General features: G+C 61.8%; 15 protein-coding genes and 5 tRNA genes. 12 read left to right on the top strand and 8 right to left on the bottom strand.

The window, feature by feature from the left end:
* Positions 1 to 115 precede the first annotated feature (115 nt).
* Positions 116 to 1,438, bottom strand: a complete 1,323-nt coding sequence (locus ACOYJL_RS00275) for a CHAD domain-containing protein (RefSeq protein ID WP_433568196.1) — start codon at positions 1,436 to 1,438, stop codon at positions 116 to 118.
* 132 nt (positions 1,439 to 1,570) lie between these two features.
* Between ACOYJL_RS00275 and ACOYJL_RS00280 the strand changes: the two genes are divergently transcribed.
* Complete coding sequence (locus ACOYJL_RS00280) at positions 1,571 to 2,296, top strand: GyrI-like domain-containing protein (RefSeq protein ID WP_433568197.1); 726 nt, start codon at positions 1,571 to 1,573, stop codon at positions 2,294 to 2,296.
* 43 nt (positions 2,297 to 2,339) lie between these two features.
* Here the strand turns inward: ACOYJL_RS00280 and ACOYJL_RS00285 are convergent, their stop codons facing one another.
* The 3 genes from ACOYJL_RS00285 to ACOYJL_RS00295 form a co-directional block, all read right to left on the bottom strand.
* Positions 2,340 to 3,167 (bottom strand): amino acid ABC transporter ATP-binding protein, encoded by an 828-nt coding sequence (locus ACOYJL_RS00285; RefSeq protein ID WP_433568198.1) that lies wholly within the window; start codon positions 3,165 to 3,167, stop codon positions 2,340 to 2,342.
* Entirely contained in the window at positions 3,160 to 3,813 is a 654-nt protein-coding gene (locus ACOYJL_RS00290) for an amino acid ABC transporter permease (RefSeq protein WP_433568199.1), read from the bottom strand. The genes ACOYJL_RS00285 and ACOYJL_RS00290 overlap by 8 nt, the downstream gene beginning before the upstream one ends.
* 99 nt (positions 3,814 to 3,912) lie before the next feature.
* Positions 3,913 to 4,806: a transporter substrate-binding domain-containing protein gene (locus tag ACOYJL_RS00295; protein WP_433568200.1), complete on the bottom strand. Its 894-nt coding sequence runs from the start codon at positions 4,804 to 4,806 to the stop codon at positions 3,913 to 3,915.
* A 226-nt stretch (positions 4,807 to 5,032) separates the two neighbouring features.
* On the opposite strand from ACOYJL_RS00295, the gene ACOYJL_RS00300 reads away from it, so the two are divergent.
* From ACOYJL_RS00300 to ptsP, 7 genes are all read left to right on the top strand, one after another.
* A tRNA-His gene (locus ACOYJL_RS00300) sits at positions 5,033 to 5,108 on the top strand.
* 15 nt (positions 5,109 to 5,123) lie between these two features.
* Positions 5,124 to 5,199, top strand: a tRNA-Lys gene (locus ACOYJL_RS00305).
* A 147-nt stretch (positions 5,200 to 5,346) separates the two neighbouring features.
* Positions 5,347 to 5,580, top strand: coding sequence for a hypothetical protein (locus ACOYJL_RS00310; RefSeq protein WP_433568201.1), 234 nt, complete (start codon positions 5,347 to 5,349; stop codon positions 5,578 to 5,580).
* An 898-nt stretch (positions 5,581 to 6,478) separates the two neighbouring features.
* On the top strand, positions 6,479 to 7,096 hold the full coding sequence (locus ACOYJL_RS00315) for an NUDIX hydrolase (RefSeq protein WP_433568202.1): 618 nt from the start codon (positions 6,479 to 6,481) through the stop codon (positions 7,094 to 7,096).
* 116 nt (positions 7,097 to 7,212) lie between these two features.
* Positions 7,213 to 7,289: transfer RNA gene (locus ACOYJL_RS00320), tRNA-Arg, on the top strand.
* 421 nt (positions 7,290 to 7,710) lie between these two features.
* The gene (locus ACOYJL_RS00325) at positions 7,711 to 8,724 is read left to right on the top strand and encodes a 1-phosphofructokinase family hexose kinase (protein ID WP_433568203.1); all 1,014 of its coding nucleotides are present in this window, start codon (positions 7,711 to 7,713) and stop codon (positions 8,722 to 8,724) included.
* Positions 8,725 to 8,843: 119 nt separating this feature from the next.
* Positions 8,844 to 10,553, top strand: a complete 1,710-nt coding sequence (gene ptsP / locus ACOYJL_RS00330; protein ID WP_433568204.1) for a phosphoenolpyruvate--protein phosphotransferase — start codon at positions 8,844 to 8,846, stop codon at positions 10,551 to 10,553.
* Between the two features lie 246 nt (positions 10,554 to 10,799).
* Here the strand turns inward: ptsP and ACOYJL_RS00335 are convergent, their stop codons facing one another.
* The 3 genes from ACOYJL_RS00335 to ACOYJL_RS00345 form a co-directional block, all read right to left on the bottom strand.
* Positions 10,800 to 11,732 (bottom strand): diacylglycerol/lipid kinase family protein, encoded by a 933-nt coding sequence (locus tag ACOYJL_RS00335; protein WP_433568205.1) that lies wholly within the window; start codon positions 11,730 to 11,732, stop codon positions 10,800 to 10,802.
* Between the two features lie 69 nt (positions 11,733 to 11,801).
* Positions 11,802 to 11,877 (bottom strand) — tRNA-Gly (locus tag ACOYJL_RS00340).
* A gap of 3 nt (positions 11,878 to 11,880) precedes the next feature.
* A tRNA-Pro gene (locus tag ACOYJL_RS00345) sits at positions 11,881 to 11,957 on the bottom strand.
* Positions 11,958 to 12,281: 324 nt separating this feature from the next.
* On the opposite strand from ACOYJL_RS00345, the gene gdhA reads away from it, so the two are divergent.
* The 4 genes from gdhA (at position 12,282) to selB (ending at position 20,600) form a co-directional block, all read left to right on the top strand.
* Positions 12,282 to 13,613 (top strand): NADP-specific glutamate dehydrogenase, encoded by a 1,332-nt coding sequence (gdhA, locus tag ACOYJL_RS00350; RefSeq protein ID WP_433568206.1) that lies wholly within the window; start codon positions 12,282 to 12,284, stop codon positions 13,611 to 13,613.
* A gap of 340 nt (positions 13,614 to 13,953) precedes the next feature.
* Entirely contained in the window at positions 13,954 to 15,207 is a 1,254-nt protein-coding gene (gene carA, locus ACOYJL_RS00355) for a glutamine-hydrolyzing carbamoyl-phosphate synthase small subunit (protein ID WP_433568207.1), read from the top strand.
* Positions 15,208 to 18,444 carry a carbamoyl-phosphate synthase large subunit gene (carB, locus tag ACOYJL_RS00360; protein ID WP_433568208.1) on the top strand — a complete coding sequence of 1,079 codons (3,237 nt, stop codon included), beginning with the start codon at positions 15,208 to 15,210 and terminating at the stop codon, positions 18,442 to 18,444.
* Positions 18,445 to 18,665: 221 nt separating this feature from the next.
* A complete protein-coding gene (gene selB / locus ACOYJL_RS00365; protein WP_433568209.1) occupies positions 18,666 to 20,600 on the top strand; it encodes a selenocysteine-specific translation elongation factor in 1,935 nt (644 codons plus the stop codon).
* Positions 20,601 to 20,618: 18 nt separating this feature from the next.
* On the opposite strand, the gene ACOYJL_RS00370 is transcribed toward selB, so the two are convergent.
* On the bottom strand, positions 20,619 to 21,386 hold the full coding sequence (locus tag ACOYJL_RS00370; protein ID WP_433568210.1) for an acyl-CoA dehydratase activase: 768 nt from the start codon (positions 21,384 to 21,386) through the stop codon (positions 20,619 to 20,621).
* Between the last annotated feature and the right edge of the window lie 138 nt (positions 21,387 to 21,524).

Consider the following 21,524-nt stretch of genomic DNA (forward strand, 5'->3'; position numbering starts at 1 on the left):
CCCTTCTCGACGGCTTGCGACCATCGAGAAGGGCGCGTGCTTTTTGAATGGCTTGGCCGGATGAATGCCTAGCTACTTGCTGCTCCCGGATGCGTCGAGCCGGCGCCTTGGCGCCTTACGAGCGCTTCTTCAGCTGCTTCAGGATTTCCTTCTCGCGGGCACGCTCGGCGTGAGCATAGCTAGCCTTTTTATTGGTGCCGCCCTTCTCGGGCTTTCCCTGCAGCTTCGCCGCGAGCTCGAGATTTACGCGCGCATCGCAAAGCTCCCCCAAGAGCTCTTGCGCCTCTCTGGCCTCGTCTCCAGTCTTGACGCAGTCTTCGCCGAGGATTGCCCCCAGCTCGCGGGCTATGTAGCGCTGCTGCTTGGAGCGCTTGCGGACGGCGTGGGTCGCCTCGGCGTCGCCGAAGTCGCACGCCGCCAGCTCGTCGCGGTATTGGGCCGCGAGCTCAAAATAGCGCCCGCGAAGCTCTTCGACAGAAAGGCCACGCCCCTCGATGACCCCGCGCCACCGAACCGACTTCAGCAGCCTCACGATGCTCCCGAGCTGACGCTTCGTGCGCCGCTTTCCAAACTCCGAGAAGAACCTCTTTCTCACGGCGTCGCGTTGGGCCGCGCAGGAGTCAAGGAGCTCCTGCTGGTCTGACCAAGCAGGCCCGTCCGCGTCCTCGCCCTCCGCGCTGGCAGAGCTCAGCTGCCCAAAGATCACGTCGTACTCCCGAAGCTCAGAGGTTGGGGCCTGAAGCTCGCGCAGGTCCTCGCTTGCCTCGGCCCAGACCTCCTTGCGAAGGTACGGCTTTGCAAACGTGACGAGCGAGCGCGCCACGCGAAGAGAGATTCGGTACTGGTGGAGCGCCTCCACATCGTCGGGATTGTTGCGCAGCTGCTTGGCTCGCCTCGAGACCTGCTCTCCTGCGTGGGCAAAGGCCTTCTCAAGCTGGATCATCGTCTCCCAGCGCTCTGGGGGAGGTCCCTGCAAGAACCAGGCGAGGTCGTAGCCCTCCTGCCCGTCCTCCCTTGGCACCAGGCACGCTATGGCAGCCTTGCCAAAGTGCAGCTGGTCTCCACACATCTGCTGAGTGAGCGCCTCCACAAAAGGACCCCGGGCGACTGCCACGACGGCTCCTTCGGTTGCCTCGATCTTCTCGAGCAGCGCCTCTGCGTTTTCGTCAGAGAGTGCGTCGACCACCTTGACCCTGTCTGCGTCTATCTCCAAGGCGTCTGCAGCCATCTCCGCCGTCTGGTAGGCGCGGGTCGCTGTGCTTGACCAGATGCTTACCGCGTCCGGATCCACGAATCCGCCGAGAAGCGAGGCCATTCTCCTCATGGCGGCACGGCCCGCGCGCTTTCCTGCCGTGCTGAGCTTGCGCCTTTCCTCGCTGGATGCGCTCGATGCTCCCTTTGCCTTTGCGTGGCGGATAAGAAGTATGCAGCTTGCCATGGTGGCGCTCCTCAGCTCGATGCTCTCCTTCAGCCCTATTATGCCAAGCCTCTGGGGGCTCAATGCCTAGGCAGCGCAATTTGTCCCCGTTCGTGTTGTCGCCTGACGCGCTGCGCTCTTTCGGATTCGCTCATGGCAGCGTTCGAAGGTATTATCAATGCATCCGGCCGAGCGCTTCTCGCGAGCAGCCGTTGCTATGCCATCGATAAAGGTGAGGCGGTCGCTGTGGCATTTGACTTCAAGAAGGAGTACAAGGACCTTTACCATGCAACCAGCCGTCCGAGCATCGTGGACGTGCCTCCTATGACCTACATCGCCGTGCGCGGGAGCGGTGACCCAAACGAGGAGGGCGGCGCCTACCAGGCCTCCATCGGCGTTCTCTATGCCTTGGCGTACACCATCAAGATGAGCAAAAGGGGAGACCATGTGATTGATGGCTACTTCGACTTCGTAGTGCCGCCGCTTGAGGGCTTCTGGTGGCAAGAGGGTGTCCGTGGGGTCAGCTACGCCGACAAGGCCTCATTCCAGTGGGTCTCGGCCATCCGCGTTCCCGATTTCGTGACTCCTGCGGAGCTTGGCTGGGCCGCGGGCGCGGCCGCGAAGAAGAAGGGCCTTGACTGCTCGTCTGCCCACCTCGTGCAAATGGAGGAGGGACTCTGCGTGCAGGCGTTGCACGTGGGCCCCTTTGACGACGAGCCGGCAACCGTGACCCAGATGGACGAGTTCCTCGCACGCGAGGGCTACGAGAACGACTTCTCCGAGTCCCGCCGCCATCACGAGATCTATCTCTCAGACGCTCGCCGCGTCGCGCCCGAGAAATGGAGGACAATCATCCGCCATCCCGTTAGAAAGGCATAGCGTCGCCCCAGCTTCCGGCACCGGCCTTATCCGCAGCCTTGCCTTAGTCTTCCGCCTTTGAGAGAAACGCACGCGTGCGCTCGTCGGTGGGGTTGTTGATGACCTCCTCCGGGGTGCCTTCCTCGACGATCTTTCCGTCGAAGAGGAACGCCACGCGGTCAGAGACGTCGCGCGCAAAGCCCATCTCGTGGGTCACGATGCCAATGGCCATCCCGTCTCCGGCGAGCTCGCGAATGAGGTCGTGCATGTCGGCGGTGAGCTTTGGGTCAAGCGCCGAGGTCGCCTCGTCGAAGTAGAGGACCTTTGGCTTCATGGCAAGCGCGCGGGCGATGGCCACGCGCTGCTGCTGGCCGCCGGAGAGCTGGTTGGGCACCTTGTCGGCATGCTCAGCCATGCCCAGGCGCTCGAGGAGCTCTCTCGCCTCCTTTTCCACGCGATCGGGATCTCGGCCCTGCACGACGATGGGCGCGTCGCAGACGTTTTTCAGCACCGTGTAGTGCGGAAACAAGTTGTAGTTCTGGAAGACGATGCCAAACTGCATGCGGGCGCGGCGGACCGAGTCCTTGTCGTAGGTTGCCCTGCCGTCATCTGCCTCGCGCGTGACCTGCGTGCTTCCATAGGCAAACTGCCCCGCGTCAAAGGTGTCCAGCAGCGTCAGGCAGCGTAGAAGCGTCGTCTTTCCGGCGCCAGAGGGGCCGATGAGCGAGACGACCTCTCCGCGGTTGATTTGGAAGTCGATGCCGCGTAGCACTTCTCGGTCCCCAAAAGACTTCCTTGCGCCGCGCACGAAGACGGCGGGCAGCTCGAGGGCGGTCGAGAGGCTTACGTCGGGAGTCGGGATCTGCATCTTTGAGCCTTTTGCGCTAGTCATGGTAGTAGTCCAGCTTCTTTTCGAGCTTGCGGAGGATGAACTCGATGACCAGGCAGGTCACCCAGTAGAAGAGCGCGGCAAGGGCAAAGCCCACCATGTCGCGCTGCGAGTTGACGATCGAGCGGCTTTGGCTGAAGAGCTCGAGCACGCCGAGCGAGAAGGCTAGAGACGTGTCCTTCACCAGCGTGACCACCTCGTTTCCCATGGCAGGAAGGATTCGCTTGATCACCTGCGGGAGGACGATTCTGAAGAAGGTCTGGCGGCTGGAGTAGCCAAGCACCTGCGCGGCCTCGTACTGACCTCGGGGGATGGACTGGATTCCCGACCGATAAATCTCGGCAAAGTATGCGGCGTAGTTGATTACGAACGCTATGCAGACGGCAACGAAGGTGTAGCCGCTGCCCATCGAGATGCCAAAGACGTAGTAGGGGACAAACGCAACGGCGAACATCTGGAGCATCAGCGGCGTGCCACGCAGAAGCGAGATGATCAGCTGCATGAGAAGGGAGAGCGGCTTGAAGCGCGAGAGCCTTCCCAGCGCGATGGGGATTCCCAGGGGAACGCCCAGCACGAGCGTGATCGCGAAGATTTCGAGCGTCGTGCCGTAGCCTTGGAAGAGCATGCCGAGCATAGTTTGAAGTGTCACGGGTCAGATTCCTTGCCTTGTGGTCAGATTGGGCGGCAGAAGGCGCGAAGAGCGCCTCCGCTGCCGCCGCTTGCGATGCGAGTCCTTCTCGAGGGTCCGTTATGCCTGGGGCAGGCACCAGAGGTCGTAGCTGACGCCCTGGTCTGCGTACTTCTCGCAAATCTCCTTGACGGTTCCGTCCGCGTCGAGCTGCTGGAGGTCGGCCTCGACCTTGGAGGCGAGCTCCTCGCCCTGGTCGGTCTTGGCGAAGCCGACGGCGAAGTGCTCGGAGTTGAGCGCCTCGTCAAGGATCGTGAAGACGTCGGTCTTGTCGCCGATGTTGTATACCGCGACGGGGTAGTCGACGGCGATTGCGTCAACCTGGCCGCTCTCGAGCATCGTGAAGGCGGTGTTGTAGTTGTCAATCGTCTGGAACTGGCCGAAGCTCGCGCCGAGCTCGGCTTGGTCGCCGTCTTCGGAGAGAAGGTCGTAGGCTGCGGAATCGGCCTGCGTGATCACGTTCTTTCCGGAAAGCCCGGCGAGATCGGTGATTCCGGAGTCGGCGCGAACGACTACGACCTGGCGGTTCTCCATGTAGGGGTCGGTGAAGGCATAGTCATCCTCGCGGCCCTCGATGGTGAATCCGTTCCAGATGCAGGTGATCTGGCCGGAGTTGAGCATGGCGTCCTTGGCGTCCCAGCTGATGGGGGTGGGGGTATAGGTCCAGCCCTCCATGTCGCAGACTTCCTTTGCGAGGTCGAGGTCGAAGCCGGTGTATTCGCCGTCGTCGCCTACGTAGCCATAGGGAGGAAAGTCTTGGTCGAAGCCGATGATGAAGTTGCCGTCGAAGCTCGACCCGGAGTCTGAGCTGGTGGTAGACGAGCTAGAGCTGCTGTCTGAAGAGCTTGACGTGCTTGAGCCACAGCCAGCCAGTCCAAAGGCGGCAAACGTTCCAAAGAGTGCGGCGGAACCGGTCAGGAACTGGCGACGGTTGAGGTTTGAGCGGGTTTGCATGATGACTCCGATCGATTGGAGCTAATTGACTCATACACTTTAGCGCGATGGAGTACTTTGTTGGTTTCCAAGTTGTTGCGGATGACAAATGAAAGATTTTTTCTGCATTAATGCAGGTAGATGGCTCGTTTCGGAGCGTCCGAGAAAAAATTTGAGATTTGGGGTTGAACCTTCCAAATCTTTTGGCATAATTACTAACTGCTTCGTGACGAGGTGGGTCCAGATGGTGGGTGTAGCTCAGTTGGAAGAGCGACGGACCGTGGCTCCGTAGGTCGAGGGTTCGAGCCCCTCTACCCACCCCATTTAAAAGTGAATATGGGTCGTTAGCTCAGTTGGTAGAGCAGGGGACTCTTAATCCCAAGGTCGAGGGTTCGACCCCCTCACGACCCACCACGTAAGTTCGCAGGTCATCGGTTGTTTCCGGTGACCTGCTTTTTTGTTTGCATCTAGCCAAGTAGCGCACGTGGAAGTGCAAAAGTAGTGCAAGGATTAATCGTAGACAGAAAATGCCCTGTTGGCGTGCGTGCTGGATGGAGAAGGATGATCAAGACTAGCGACTTCCACGAGGCGCGCAATCTGCCCTTCGAGAAGAAGGTCGGCGCATTCACGATGTCGGATGGCGCGATAGCGACGGGCTCTTTCCTGAACTTCGAAAGCGAGTACGACTCGCCCGACGGCGTTCCATGCCTCTGCCTTCGCACGACGGAAAGCGCGGCGGTTTGTATAACGGAGGACGAGTTCGAGAGTGCGACTTTCCCCGACGAGGATGCCTAGCCATGCTCTTTCAGGGTCGTTCGTCAGGCGATTCCCTCATGCGGCGCCATCCGAGGCAATCATGCGGGTTGCCGGCCAAGCCGTCTCTCACATACGGGATGCTGCCTATCAGAAGAGCCGCCCCGGAGGACGGCTCTCTAAAATGCGAGCGGGATTACTTTTTCTCCTTCGTGCCTCTGGGAGAAGGACTCTTCATCATGTTTCTCGGAGAAGGGCCATAGGGCTCGTCAAGCATGAATTCCTCGCCGCTCTTCACAAGCCTCTCGAACTCGTCGGGGGACAAGTTCTCTTTAATTCGCTTGGCCTTCTTGATGGCTCTCTTTTTCTCGTTCGTTTTAGCCTTCCCTCGGTCTTTCCCTCTTTATATCTAAACACCCTGCGACAATAGGCCTCCCGATTTGCCATTATCCACTCGATCGCCCATGCATCGGCAGGGGGCTTCAGAGCAATCACTATTGGCGTGAATAGGCACGCTGCGGTTGCCTCGTTACGTTGTCCGGTCGCTGCCACTGCACTGTCTTTGGCGACGAGGTCACCCTTGCTCTTCGCTACGCCTATCGTCGCCCTTTGCCTTTGGCTTGCAGCCGTCCGTCTTTTGCTCAGGGGCGACCTTCTTCTCGTCGGCAACTTCGCTTGCCTTGCGAATCATCGCCATTCCCTCTGCGGTCTGCCCCCAGCGGCTGTAATCTGCCTTCTCTGTCGTACGAGCACCTCTTACCACACGCTTACATCGACATTACTCGTCCTTCTCGCTTGCCCGCCTCCGCGCCATAATGACTGCCGTGTGCATAGCTTCGTCTCGACGTGATTCGGTCCCTGCAATAATGTGTGTGCTAGGTGACGTCTGCTGGCAACCTCGCGTCAGCTTTTCTCGCACCAGTCAAACAGGGGAGCTCATATGGATTCAGAACCGCAATCGCCCAAGAGCTTTGGCAACGCGACGCCGTTCCCAGAGGTGACAGCAGCCCTCGAGGACGACCCTCTTCTCTTCGAGCGCGTCGTGGCTAGCGAAGAGCAGTGGCGGGGCAAAATCTTTTCGGTTGAGCTCATGGACGTTGAGCTCTCGGACGGCACGCACGGCCGGCGCGAAATCGTTCGCCATCACGGGGGCGCCGGCGTGGTGGCAATTCGTGACGGTCGCGTCTGCCTTGTTCGCCAGTATCGAGTGGCTCAGGGTCGAGTGACGCTCGAGATTCCAGCGGGAAAGCTCGAGGGCGGAGAGAAGGGCGAGGCATGCGCTGCTCGCGAGCTTTCCGAAGAGACGGGGCTCGTGGCCGAGGAGCTCGTGCCCCTAGCCAACGTGCTGGGATCTCCTGGCTTTACCGACGAGCACACTGAGGTGTTTCTCGCTCGCGGGCTGCGCGCGGGCGAGTCAAGTCCCGACGAAGGCGAGCTGGTCAAAGTCGTGTGGCTTCCGGTGGAGCAGGTCCTCTCAGCAATTCGCGCTGGGTTAATCAGGGATGGAAAGACTGTTGCCGGGGTCATGGCAGCACGTCTTCTGGAGCTTGAGGGGTAAGGGTGCAAGCGAAAGGCGCGCGGGAGCTCAGCGTAGCCAACGCTACATTTTCTGCATCCCACGTGAAAAATGCTGTAGAATGTGCCCGCTGCCACACGCTGTGGCGCCAATATCAAGCTCCCTTAACTCAGCTGGATAGAGTAGCGGACTTCTAATCCGAATGTCGAGGGTTCGAATCCCCCAGGGAGCACCAGAGAATCGCAGGTGGGGACACGGGCTGCCCTCACCTGATTTTTTTGGTCAAAAGAGGGGCGCGGTCGGGAGGGCCGCTTCCGCACTATCAGGCTCCTGAAATCGCTTCGCGTGCAAAGGGGCTGACCTTTTCCCTCGAGGAGCAAAGTCAGCGAGCCTCTTTGCCTGCCTGCGTCCAATACGCTCTCGCGCTTGTCCGCAAGGTCGCTTTTCGGGGGTCCGGGCGCCTTCAAATTGCCGCTCGAGCCCCCGCCCGCCAAATTGGGGGAGCCAAACTGCCCGACCCAGAGCGGTTTTTAGCCCGTTGGACGTAACGGATACGTTACACTAAGGCTTGCGTGGGACTCTTAATCCCGAGCTTTCCAAGGCGCGACCTTGGTCGCGCATATGTCCCGGAGGCATTCCGCTGGAAGGAGCTGGCGTTGATCTACACGATGACCCTGAACCCTGCCCTTGATTACGTTATGCACCCGCTTACGTTGGACATGGGATACACAAACCGCTCTTCAAGCGAGGAGCTCTATTGCGGCGGAAACGGCATCAACGTCTCCACGCTGCTCAATGAGCTCGACGTCGTCAACGTCGCAATGGGCATCGTTGCCGGCTTCACGGGCGACTATCTTATCAACGAGCTCCAAGCGGCCGGCATTGCCAGCAACTTCGTCAAGCTCGACCGTGGCTACACCCGCATCAACATCAAGCTCAACGGCATCGTTATGACGATGGTCAATGGCATGGGCCCCAAGATCCCCAGCAAGAAGGTCGACGAGCTCCTCGGCCGCATGGACGTCGTCGAGTCCGGCGACACGCTGGTCCTCACGGGCTCCATCCCCAACTCGCTTCCCGAGGACATGTACAACCAGATCATGCATCGCCTCGCCGGTCGTGGCATCCAGTTTGTGGTTGACGCTCCGGGCCAGCTCCTCATGGAGTCCATCAAGGCCCACCCGTTCCTCATCAAGCCGAACAACCACGAGGTAGGCCGCATCTTCAAGGCAGACCCGATGCCCGAGACGCCCGAGGAGTGCATCCCCTATGCCAAGAAGCTCCAGGAGGGCGGCGCCCGCAATGTCATCGTCTCTTGTGGCGGCAACGGCTCCCTGCTTCTCGACGAGTATGGCGACGAGCACATCGTCCCTACGGCCCGCGTCCACCTCGTGAACGCCACGGGCGCCGGCGACTCCATGGTCGCAGGCTTCCTCGCCAAGGTCACGCACGGCTTTGACTACGAGACCTCCCTCATCTACGCATCTGCTTGCGGCACTGCCACGGCGGCAAGCAAGGGCATAGCAAAGCGCTCCACCATCGACCGCGTCGTCACGGCCCTCTACAAGAAGATGGGCCGCGAGATGCCCGCAGCCATCGCCGAGGACATCAAGAACGAGAAGGTCAAGAACGAGGCCAAGGCTCTTGAGGCCAATAAGGACAAGGAATAAGGTGGCGCCCGTTCGCTAGGCACTGCAGAGCGTTGCTTATGGCACCAAGGGCGCCCTTTGGAGAAGGGCGCCTGGCAATAAGGTAAGGCTGGTTCGTTTCCGTGAACGAGGGGGGAACAATGCAGTTCTTTGAGGGAGTCAACGCATCTGATGGCATTGGAATCGGTGTTGCACGAGTAGCCGTGGAGCCCGATCTTTCCTTTACGCCCCATGCGCCTGAGGATGCCGCGGCGGAGAAGGCGCGCTTCGATGCCGCCGTCGCCAAGTTCGTCGACCAGACGAACGCCCAGATCGAGCGCATGAAGCAGACCGTGGGCGATGATGCCGCCGCAATCATGGGCGCTCACATCGAGTTCGCCGAGGACGAGGGCATCCACGACATGGTCAACGACGCTATCGACTCTGGCATGTGCGCCGAGCAGGCTGTGAGCGATGCGTTCGACACGTACTACACGATGTTCTCGCAGATGGAGGACGAGCTGTTCCGCGAGCGCGCCGCCGACGTCGCCGACGTCCGCACTGGTCTTCTCGCAGACCTGCTTGGCAAGGAGGTCGTCGACCTCTCCACGCTGCCCGAAAACTCCATCGTCGTCGTGCGCGAGCTCACCCCGTCCATGACTGCCGACATCGACAAGGACAACGTTGCCGGCATCGTCACCGAGACCGGCGGACGCACCTCTCACTCTGCGATCATCGCTCGCGCGCTCGAGATCCCTGCCGTCCTTTCCGTCGCCGACGCCACCACCAACATCAAGAATGGCGACATGGTCGTCGTCAGCGGCACCGAGGGCAAGGTCTTCGACAAGCCCGACGAGCCCACCCTTACCTACTATCGCGACCAGGCAAAGAAGTATGCCGAGGAGAAGGCCGCCCTCGAGGCGTATCGCGGCAAGGAGACCGTCAACGCCGACGGCAAGAAGTACCTGCTCGTTGCCAACATCGGCAACCCCGATGACGCAAACGCCGCCCTCGAGCATGACGCGGAGGGCGTCGGCCTGTTCCGCTCTGAGTTCCTGTTCATGGACTCCAAGGAGCTCCCGTCCGAGGACGAGCAGTTCGCGGCGTACCAGAAGGTTGCCCTTCGCATGAAGGACAAGCCGGTCATCATCCGCACGCTGGACGTGGGCGGCGATAAGGACATCCCGTACATGCACATGCAGCATGAGGACAACCCGTTCATGGGCTTCCGCGCCGTTCGGTACTGCCTGAACAACCCTGACCAGTACAAGGTGCAGCTCACTGCTTTGCTGCGCGCCTCCGCGTTTGGCGACATCAAGATCATGCTGCCGCTGGTCACCTGCATCGACGAGGTTCGCCAGGCAAAGGACCTCATCGAGGAGTGCAAGCACGACCTCGACGAGCGTGGCGTCGCCTACAACAAGGACATCCAGGTTGGCACCATGATCGAGACTCCGTCCGCGTCGCTGATCGCTGACCAGCTGGCCAAGGAGTGCGACTTCTTCTCGATCGGCACCAACGACCTCATCGGCTACACCATGTGCGCCGACCGCGGCAACGACCGGGTCTCTTACCTCTATGAGGTCTACCAGCCGTCCGTTCTGCGCTCCCTCCAGCGCATCATTGGCGAGGCCAACAAGGCCGGTATCATGTGCGGCATGTGCGGCGAGGTTGCTGCCGACCCGCTGATGGTCCCGATGCTGATCTCGTTCGGTCTGGACGAGTTCTCCGTCAGCTCGCCGTCCATCCTGCGCACGCGCCGCATCATCTCGCTGTGGTCCAAGGAGGAGGCGGACGCCCTGGCCGAGAAGGTCATGAAGCTCGAGACCGCCACCGAGGTCAAGGCGATGCTCCAGAAGGCCGCCAAGTAGCGTAGCCGGCAGCGATTTTCCTGCCAGACTGGCAGCGGGGCGCTCGGAATCCTTCCGAGCGCCCCGCTTTTTTCGCCTTTGGCGAAGGTCGCTGCAAGAAATCTGCGGTTGTAGGTCATTTTTTGCGGGTTGCCCGAGTACGCGTCAGTTAACTCTCTAAAGATCCGCTGGTAGAAAAATGGCACTTCAGGGGTGATACTTGGCAGTTCCGCTTAAAAAGACCTACAACCGCAGATTTCTTGCAGCCTATGCGCGCGGCATGACAACAGAGAGCGCCTTTGGGACGACGTCCACGACAAATCGCTTCGCAACGAGCCGCTCTCCATCCATCTGGCAAGGGGGCTCCGACTCAAACGTAAGGTCGGCGTGAGAGAACCTGCGCATCTTGACGCAGCTCGAATGCGTATGCAGGCCAAAGCGGGCGCTTCCCACAAGCGCCAGCGTCCATGCCGCGGGCGGGTTCTTCACGTTGTAGCAGGTGTCGAGAAGCCCGTCAGTGGGGGAGGCATCGGGGCAGATCTTGAACCCTCCGCCATAAGTGGGACCAACCTGCATGGCAAAGATGATGCTCCTGAGCTGCTCGATCTTCCCGCCGTCAAAGCTCGCGTTGCAGCGCCAGCCCTTTGAGCTCCGAGAGAAGATCTTGAGGCACGACGTAATGAAGAGCTCCTCGCCCTCTTGGGAGGTCTTTGCCTGGCGGCGGTCGACCGTGTCAAGCGCTACGGCGGCGTCAAGGCCAAACGAGAGCGTCTGCATGAAGTAGCTTTGGTTGACGCGGCCCACCTCTACCTGCTCGATGCGCCCTGATACAAGCTGGGAGAGCGAAGCGGAGGGATTGTTCATCTCCATGCCCAGCGTGCGGGCGTAGTCATTTCCGGAGCCCATGGGGATGATGGCAAGGTTGGGGCGGTCGGCCCTTGGCCGCTCCATAAGGCCATTCACAACCTCGTGGATCACGCCGTCTCCGCCGAGCGCCACCACAGTGTCGACCCCTCTTGCCTCCCGCGCCAGCCTGACGGCGTCAAGGGGTCCCTGCGTGTATATGAGCTTATGGGCGCGCGTTGCGGCGGGGTAGGCATCCAAGAATCGACCGACGAACTCGGCTGCTTGTGCGCCCTTTCCGCTGCTGGCGGCGGGATTGGCTATGACAAGCGTTCGTCCGAGCGGAGACTGCTCCATCTCGCCCTCCTTGGGTGCCATGAAATGCGAAGGGCCCACGGCGAAGTTCGCCATGGGCCCGAGCGGTCGTGGAGCGGCGGACGGGACTCGAACCCGCAACAATCAGCTTGGAAGGCTGACGCTCTACCAATTGAACTACCGCCGCACGTGGTCGGGGTGACTGGATTCGAACCAGCGACCCTCTGCTCCCAAAGCAGATGCGCTACCAAGCTGCGCCACACCCCGGAGCCGCCAACTGAGTATAGGGGAGCGAAGGCTCTACGGCAACTTTGAATCCGCGATTCATCTTAAACCTCACGGTTTTCGGTCTGCGCGCGACTGCATTGCGACGATTTCGGTCACCTGACTGGAGACATTTGTGGAGAGCACGGCTAAAAGAATGCAGACAGTTATCGTGCGTGTGTCGGTCATGTTTCTATTAACTCAGGCGAAAATTGCTGGAAATATCATCTTCCATGCGCAGAGGATAGCTCCGTTCGGGCGGGCTGTTCTCAGCTGTTTGCGCAACCAAGAGGGGTTCTCCCCATACAACGGACATCGGAGGTACACGTGAACTATTCAGAGAGGGTCATTGCGGATCTTGAGTCCCGCTATGCCGACCAGCCTGAGTTCATCCAGGCTGCTCGCGAGGTTCTTACCACGCTGCAGCCGGCACTCGACAAGCACCCGGAGTACGAGGAGGCCGCCCTTCTCGAGCGCCTCGTCGAGCCCGAGCGCACCATCATGTTCCGCGTGCCTTGGGTGGACGACAACGGCAAGGTCCAGGTCAACCACGGCTATCGCGTCGAGTTCAACTCGGCGATTGGTCCCTACAAGGGCGGCCTGCGCTTCCACCCGTCCGTGAACCTCTCCATCCTCAAGTTTTTGGGCTTCGAGCAGATCTTCAAGAACTCTCTGACGACCCTCCCCATGGGCGGCGCCAAGGGCGGTGCTGACTTTGACCCCAAGGGCAAGTCCGACCGCGAGGTCATGGCCTTCTGCCAGAGCTTCATGACCGAGCTCTGCCGCTACATCGGACCTGACACCGACGTCCCCGCCGGCGACATCGGCGTCGGCGGCCGCGAGATCGGCTACCTGTTTGGCCAGTACAAGCGCATCCGCAACGAGTGGTCCGGCGTCCTTACCGGCAAGGGGCTCTCCTATGGCGGCTCGCTCGCCCGCACTGAGGCCACCGGCTACGGCGCTGTCTACTTCCTGACCCACATGGTCGCCGAGAAGGGCGAGGAGCTCGCCGGCAAGACCGTCTGCGTCTCCGGTGCCGGCAACGTCGCCCAGTACGCCATCCAGAAGCTCGAGCAGCTCGGCGCCAAGCCCGTCACCGCCTCCGACTCCAACGGCTACGTCTATGACCCCGCCGGCATCGACTTCGACCTGCTCTGCCAGATCAAGCAGGTCGAGCGCGGCCGCATCAAGGAGTACGCCGATCGCAAGCCCGGCGCCGCCTACCACGAGGGCGAGCGTCCTTGGGGCGAGAAGTGCGACATCGCCATGCCGTGCGCCACGCAGAACGAGCTCGAGCTCGCTGATGCCGAGAAGCTCGTCAAGAACGGCGTCCGCTTCGTGGTCGAGGGCGCCAACATGCCGACGTCCACCGAGGCTACCGAGTACCTCATCAACAACGGCGTCTTCTTTGCGCCCGGCAAGGCCGCAAACGCCGGCGGCGTCGCCACGTCCGGCCTTGAGATGAGCCAGAACGCCGGTCACATCTCCTGGCCGTTCGACGAGGTAGACGGCAGGCTCAAGGGCATCATGGCCAGCATCTACGAGGCTGCCTCCAGCGCGGCCAGGGAGTACGGCCACGAGGGCAACCTCGTCTTTGGCGCCAACATCGCCGGCTTCCTGAAGGTCGCCGACGCCATGATGGCGCAGGGCATCTGCTAACCCTTCTCGCTCTCTTCGCCTCGCGCAGCGCCACGTCCCAAGTCTCTTAGGGACGCGGCGCTTTTGCGTCTTGAGGGGTCTTCCTGCCATTATTGAAGGTCGCCTAACGTTTGGGCAGCTATGTGACCATTCCATTGCCAGAGCATGGAGGGGGCCTTTCCGGCCAAAGCGCTCCGCTACAATGCTTGCTGACCTTTAAGAGCGGTACCGAGATACCGACAAGGAGATGCTGGTGAAGCAGGCCTCATGAACTTTTACGGGAGCAGCGTCGCTAGGCGGCGGTGCTCCCGTTTTTCTGACGAGGCAGCTGCCAGCCAATGGACGAAGGGACGGTGTGACCGTGAATCTTCTCGTAGACGAAGGCAAGCATCCTGAGGCGCTTCTGGCCCTCGAGAACGGCATGACCTTCAAGGGCCGAAGCTTTGGGGCCGAGGGCGAGGTCTTCGGCGAGGTCGTCTTCAACACCTCGATGGTCGGCTATCAAGAGATTGTCTCTGACCCATCCTACGCGGGCCAGATTGTTACGTTTACCTATCCCCAGCTGGGAAATTATGGCATCAACGAGAAGGACATGCAGGCATCCGAGCTGAGCCTCAAGGGCGTCGTCTGCCATGACGCATGCTATGAGCCCAGCAACTGGCAGTCGGTCATCAGCCTGCCTGACTTCCTCGCCAAGCGAGGCGTCGTGGGCATCGAGGACGTCGACACCCGCGCGCTCACGCTGGCGATTCGCGAGGGCGGTGCGATGCGTGCGGCAATCTCCACCACCGACACCGACCCCGTGAGCCTCGTGCGCCGCGTGCGCGAGAGCCCGCACATCTCGGAGCACAACTACGTGGCAGACGTCTCGTGCAAGGAGCCGCAGGTCATAAAGCCTGCGCAGGAGGTCCGTCACCGCGTCGTGGCCGTCGACTGCGGCGAGAAGGCAGGCATCGTGCAGCGCATGGCCAACGTGGGAATCGAGGTCACCGTCGTGCCTTGGGACACGCCCGCCGAGAAGATCCTCTCCTACGATCCCGACGGCGTCTTCTTCTCCAACGGCCCCGGCGACCCCGAGACCGTGCCCGGGGTGCCTGACACCGTGCGCGCCATCTTGGGGAAGCTCCCCGTCTTTGGCATCTGCCTGGGCAACCAGATGATCACCCTTGCCACGGGCGCCAAGGTCGAGAAGCTCCCGTACGGCCACCACGGCGGAAACGAGCCCGTGATGAACCTGCTTACCGGCAAGGTGGAGATCACGGCCCAAAACCACAACTACGGCCCGGTGTTCCCCACGTTCGGCCCGCTCGTGCCCGAGCTTTCCGGCGGCATCTCCGAGCACCCCGACGACTTGCTTGAGTGGAGCCGCATGCGCGTGGCGCCGGTCGTGAAAAACGAGCGCTACGGTCGCATCCGGCTGACGCACGTGAACCTCAACGATGGCACTCCTGAAGGAATCCAGTTCCTGGACGTCCCGGCCTTCTCGATGCAGTACCACCCGGAGGCCAAGCCCGGCCCCAACGACTCGGCATACATGTTCGAGTCGTTCTCGCGCCTGATGGACGGGCGCGACGACTACCTTGCCATCGACGTCCGCGAGGGGAGGCGCTTCTAGATGCCCAAGCGTACCGACATCAAGAAGATTCTCATCATCGGCTCTGGCCCCATCGTCATCGGCCAGGCCTGCGAGTTTGACTATTCCGGCACCCAGGCCTGCAAGGCGCTGCGCCAAGAGGGCTACGAGGTCGTGCTCGTGAACTCCAACCCGGCAACGATCATGACCGACCCCGAGACGGCCGACCGCACCTACGTGGAGCCCATCACCGCGGCGTCCGTGGCCAAGGTCATCGAGAAGGAGCGCCCGGACGCGCTTCTGCCCAACATGGGAGGGCAGACCGGCCTCAACTGCGCCGTCGCGCTTGCCGAGCAGGGCGTCCTCGACAAGTACGGGGTAGAGGTCATCGGCTGCGACATCAACTCGATCCAGACTGGCGAGGACCGCCAGCTCTTTGCCGACGCCATGCGCGACATCGGCCTTGAGGTGGCGCGCTCCGAGACCGCGCACACGCTCGAGGAGTGCGAGCGCGCCGCAGAGGATATCGGATACCCCGTGGTCATCCGCCCGGCCTACACGCTTGGCGGCGCAGGCGGCGGCATGGCCTACGACCACGACGACCTGGTGCGCATCGCTCGCGAGGGCCTAGCCCTCTCTGCCAACTCCGAGGTGCTTATCGAGCAGAGCCTCGAGGGCTGGAAAGAGATCGAGATGGAGGTCATGCGCGACTCCGCCGGCAACGGCATCGTGGTCTGCGGCATCGAGAACCTCGATCCCATGGGCGTCCACACCGGCGACTCCATTACCGTGGCCCCTTGCCAGACGCTCACCGACTTCGAGATGCAGCGCCTGAGGGACTACTCGCTTGCCGTGCTCGAGCGCGTGGGCGTTGCCTGCGGCGGCTCCAACGTGCAGTTCGCCGTGAACCCCAACGACGGCCGCGTGATCGTGATCGAGATGAACCCGCGCGTCAGCCGCTCCTCGGCGCTCGCGTCCAAGGCCACGGGCTTCCCGATCGCCAAGGAGGCCGCCCTTCTCGCCGTCGGCTACACCCTCGACGAGATCACCAACGACATCACTCAGGCGACTCCTGCCTGCTTCGAGCCCTCGATTGACTACTGCGTGGTCAAGATCCCGCGCTTTGCCTTCGAGAAGTTCAAGGGCGCCGACTCCACGCTCACCACGCGCATGAAGGCCGTGGGCGAGGTCATGGCCATTGGCTCCACCTTCGAGGAGGCGCTCCAGAAGGCCATGCGCTCGCTCGAGCAGGGCCACGCCGGCCTGGGCGCTGACGGCAACGACGACTTCGACGAGGAGAACTTCGAGGAGCGCGTCGCGACTCCCACGCCGCAGCGAATCCTCTATGTGGCGGAGGCGCTTCGCCGTGGATGGAGCGTGGAGCGCGTGTTTGAGCTCACGCACATCGACCCGTGGTTCTTGCATCGCATCGACGACATCGTGACTGCCGAGAAGAAGATTTCCGAGCTTGGCCTTACCGGCCTTGACCACGACCACATGCTGGCTGCCAAGCAGCTGGGATTCTCGGACAAGCAGATTGCCTTCCTTACGCACACGAGCGAGGAGGTCGTGCGCGCCGTGCGCGAGGTCGTGGGCGTGAAGCCGCTCGTGAAGACCGTCGACACCTGCGCGGGCGAGTTTGCCGCGCGCACGAGCTACCACTACTTCACCTACGAGCCCGGCGGCGCGAGCGAGCACACCGACGCAGAGAGGCCGCGCGTGGTGATCCTCTCCGCCGGCCCCAACCGCATCGGGCAGGGCATCGAGTTCGACTACTGCTGCGTCCACGCTGCCTACGCGCTCGAGGACAAGGGCTACGAGACGGTCATGGTCAATTGCAACCCCGAGACCGTCTCGACCGACTACGACACCTCCGACCGCCTGTACTTCGAGCCGCTGACCTTCGAGGACGTCATGAACGTAATCGAGGTCGAGCGCCCCGTCGGCGTCATCGTGACGTTGGGAGGCCAGACCCCCATCAACTTAGCGAGCCGCCTCAAGGCGGCGGGCGTCCCCATCATGGGAACCCAGCCCGAGGCCATCGACCTTGCCGAGGACCGCGACCGCTTCGCCGGGCTTCTGGACAAGCTCCAGATTGCCTACCCGCCCTCGTCGACCGCCGAGACCATGGAAGACGCAACCTCCGTCGCGCGCCGCATCGGCTACCCGCTTCTGGTCCGTCCGAGCTACGTGCTGGGCGGTCGCGGCATGGCGATCGTCTACGACCATGACGACCTTCGCAAATACATGGCCGAGGCCACGCGCGTCTCTCCTGACCACCCGGTCTACCTCGACTCCTTCCTCGAGGACGCCATCGAGCTGGACGTCGACGCGCTCTGCGACGGCGAGCAGTGCTACGTGGGGTCGGTGCTCGAGCACATCGAGGAGTGCGGCATCCATTCCGGCGACTCCGCATGCTGCTGGCCACCGTTCTCGCTTTCCGACTCCATCGTGGAGCGCGTGCGCGAGACCACGCGCAAACTGGCGCTCGCCTGCGACATCCACGGCCTCCTGAACATCCAGTACGCCGTGCGCGACGAGCAGGTCTTCGTTATCGAGCTGAACCCGCGCGCAAGCCGCACGGTGCCCTTCTCGTCCAAGGCGACGGGCGTGTCGCTCGCTCGCTGTGCGGCTCGCATCATGTCTGGCGAGAAGATCTCTGATCTGGGACTTCCGCCCGAGGACCGCGAGGTCGGTCACTACGCGGTCAAGGAGGCCGTCATGCCCTGGAGCCGCTTCCCCGGCGCCGACGTGCAGCTTGGGCCCGAGATGAAGTCGACCGGCGAGGTCATGGGGCTGGACACCACGTTCCCCAAGGCTTACGCAAAGACGCGCGAGGCCATCGACTACGAGATTCCCATGTCGGGCAAGGTGTTCGTCTCAGTGTGCGACCGCGACAAGCGATCGATTGCGCCCGTCGCGCTGTCGCTTTCCAATCTGGGATACACGCTCGTCTCCACGCGAGGAACCGCAAAGACGCTGCGCGCCGCCGGGATTGACTGCGAGGTCGTGCGGCCCATCTCCGAGGGCAGTCCGAACATCCTCGACATGATGGCGGCGGGGGAGATTTCCTTCCTGATCAACACGCCGCGCGGCGGGAGCTCTCGCGGAGACGGCGCAAAGATCAGGAGCGAGGCCGTCAACCGCGGAATCGACATGGCAACGACGATGTCTGGCGCAACGGCGCTGATTCAGGCCATCGCCGCGCTGCGCAAGGGCCCTCTCGACGTCTACGCGCTGCAAGACCTTGACAAGCTGGACGCACACGTGCAGCACTAAGAGGTTCGTGACAGCCGACTGAGGCTGGACTGGCGCCTGGTTCCCAACATGTGGAAGCGGGCGCCTGTTTCTTCTGACCTCTCGAATTGCACACCGCAAACGACCCCGGTCAGAGACTCTCTGGTCCCTGCCGACGAGGCTCGAGTTTTCGCTTACCATGGCAAGCGTAATTTTGGTTGCTGGCTTTCATTGTGGAATGGGCGGCGAGGACTTTGCGGCACGTGGTCATTGGGACGGCCGGTCATGTCGACCATGGGAAAACCGAGCTCACGCGAGCCTTGACTGGCGTCAATACTGACCGATGGGCTGCTGAGCAAGAGCGCGGCATCACGCTTGACCTTGGGTTTGCCCCGCTCGTCTTGCCGAGCGGCCGGACGGCGAGCGTCGTCGACGTGCCCGGTCATGAGCGGCTGATTGACAACATGCTCGCTGGGGCAACGGGATTTGACACCGTTCTCTTCGTCGTCGCTGCAGACGAGGGCTTTATGCCCCAGAGCCAGGAGCATCTTGACATACTGACGCTTCTCGACGTGAAAAGCGGCATTATCGTGATCACCAAGAAAGACTTGGTCGATGGCGAGTGGCTCTCGCTTGTCGAGGAGGACGTTCGCAAGCGCGTGAAGGGGACGTTCCTTGAGGACGCTCCCCTGGTCTCCGTCTCCTCTCTTACGGGAGAGGGGATACCCGAGCTGCTCGCCCTGATAGACCATATGGTAGAAATGAGCTCTCCTGCCCTGGTCGACCGTCCCTTTCGTCTTCCTGTGGACCGTGCCTTTTCTGTTCGTGGAGCGGGGACGGTCGTCACCGGCACCATGACCGAGGGGAAGCTGCGGCAAGGGGAGGGGCTCGTCGCGTTTCCTTCGGAAAGGCCGCTGCGTGCTCGCGAGCTTCAGTTCTTTGGAAAAGACGTTGGCTCCGCTCAGGCTGGGATGCGCGTCGCTATCAACGTTCCCAATGCCACGACAGAAGACGTAGCCCGCGGAACGACGCTCGCCGCCCCTGATAGCGTTATGGTGTCGCGCCGGGCGACGGTCAGGTTGCATTTGATGGGCGACGCCCCCTTCTCGGTCAAGAATGCCTCCCAGCTTCACTTCTATCTGGGGACGCAGCAGCTGATTTGCCGGGTCAGGCTCTTCTCTTGTGACGAGCTGACGGCGGGCGAGACGGACTTCGCGCAGCTTTCCTTTGCAGATGACCTCGTCGCAAGGCCGGGCGACCGCTTTGTCGTGCGGTTCTTCTCTCCTTTGGCTACGGTGGGCGGCGGCGTGGTGCTTGAGCTGGGTGGGCGCCGGATGAAGCGCCACGACGAGACAGCTGTCTTGCGCCTGCGCCACCTCTCCGGCGAAGCCAGCGAGCGCGTGCGGCAAGTCGTCGTCGACTCCCGCTGCTCGCTCGTCGATGCCGAAGCGGTCGCGCTTCTGTGCGGGCTCTCTTGCGAAGAGGCAAGGGCTGAGCTCGATGCAATGGTCGAGCAGAAGGAGGCTCTTCGGGCCGACCGCGGTTACGTATCTTCCTCTGCGCTCGAGGGGCTAGCCAAAAAGCTGGGGGAATGCCTTGCCGACTACCATCGCGCGCACCCCCTGCGTGATGGGATGGGGCTTGGAGAGCTCCGCGAGCGCATCTCGTCGCTACACGTAGGGGCATCTGGCCAAAAGACCGAGGACTCCCTGATAGGCCTGCTTGCACGAGAGGGAATGCTCGAGGTGCGGGAAGGCGTGGCGTCGCTTCCAGGACACGAGGCCAGCTACCCCCCAGAAGACGCCGCTCTTCGTATGTCCATACTGAGGGCGCTCGACGCGGCAGGCTTCCAGCCGCCTTCGAAAGATTCCCTTTTCGACAGCGTCACGACAGACCGGAAGTCATTCGATCGAGTGGTGGCCCGGATGAGCCGTGACGGCGAGATTATCCCGCTCTCTCAAACGACGCTTTGCACAGGCAAGTGCTATGACCGCGCCAAGTCTGTTTTCGTCGCGATGTTCGACGAGCGAGAGTCCGTCACGCTTGCGCAGTATAAGGAGCGGCTTGGCGTCTCGCGAAAGTTTGCGCAGCTCTTCCTCGAGTCATTCGACCGCGCTGGAATCTCTCGACTTGCCGATGGCAGCCGTTTTCTCCGTAATCGCGATAAGGACAAGAGCGAAGGCGAACGCTCGGGCTAGCCAGACAGAAGCATAGGGCTAGCACGTTGCGAGGAGCGCCGCCCCGATGGCTCCGGCGTAGCGTGCGTCGGTGCAGGTCTCCACGGGATTTCCTATCGCCTTGCCAAGGCGCTCCACCACGTATCCGTTGTCGCAAAGCCCGCCCGTCAGGAAGAAGGGGGCGCCAACCGACTGGCCAGCAAGCGCGGCGACGCGACCGACGACCGACTCGATGATCGCGAAGGCGATGTTCTCGCGAGGCTCTCCCTGCCCTACGAGCGAGATGACCTCCGACTCGGCAAAGACGGTGCACATGCTTGAGATGCTGGTGTTCCCGCCCCTGGCGGCAAGCGCCGAGAGCTCCTCTTGGCTCACCCCAAGCCTGTCTGCCATTACCTCGAGGAAGCGTCCCGTTCCTGCGGCGCACTTGTCGTTCATGGCGAATTTGACCACTCGACCGCCGCGGAGGCTGATGACCTTGGTGTCTTGGCCTCCCACGTCTATCACGGTGCCATCTTTTCCAAAGAGCCAGCTAGCGCCCTTGCCATGGCAGGTGATTTCTGTCACGCAGCGCACTGCGTAGGGGACGGCAATTCTGCCGTAGCCCGTTGCGACGACGGAGCACGCGGGGTCATCCACGTCGATCCCTCGCTCGAGAAGCTCTTCTTTCGCCCGCCTCGCCGCGTCTATGCTGCTGTAGCCGGTTGGGATGAGGATGCGCTGCGTGATGCCGCCCTCCGCATCCATCACGATGGCCTTTGTGGCGGTGGACCCGATGTCGATCCCGACGCCTCTCGCACCTTCCATCCCGATGCCCCTCCCGTGTTCCCCTCGCCTTGATATCGCCCGCACCTTTGCTTGGCAAGCATGGAAGAGCATATATGCTAATCGCGTTTATTATTAATGGGAATTGCAGATGAATGGCGAATGGCCCGCCTCGCTTGG

It is taken from the genome of Tractidigestivibacter sp. (genome assembly GCF_050946515.1).
In the GTDB taxonomy this organism is placed as follows: Bacteria; Actinomycetota; Coriobacteriia; order Coriobacteriales; family Atopobiaceae; genus Tractidigestivibacter.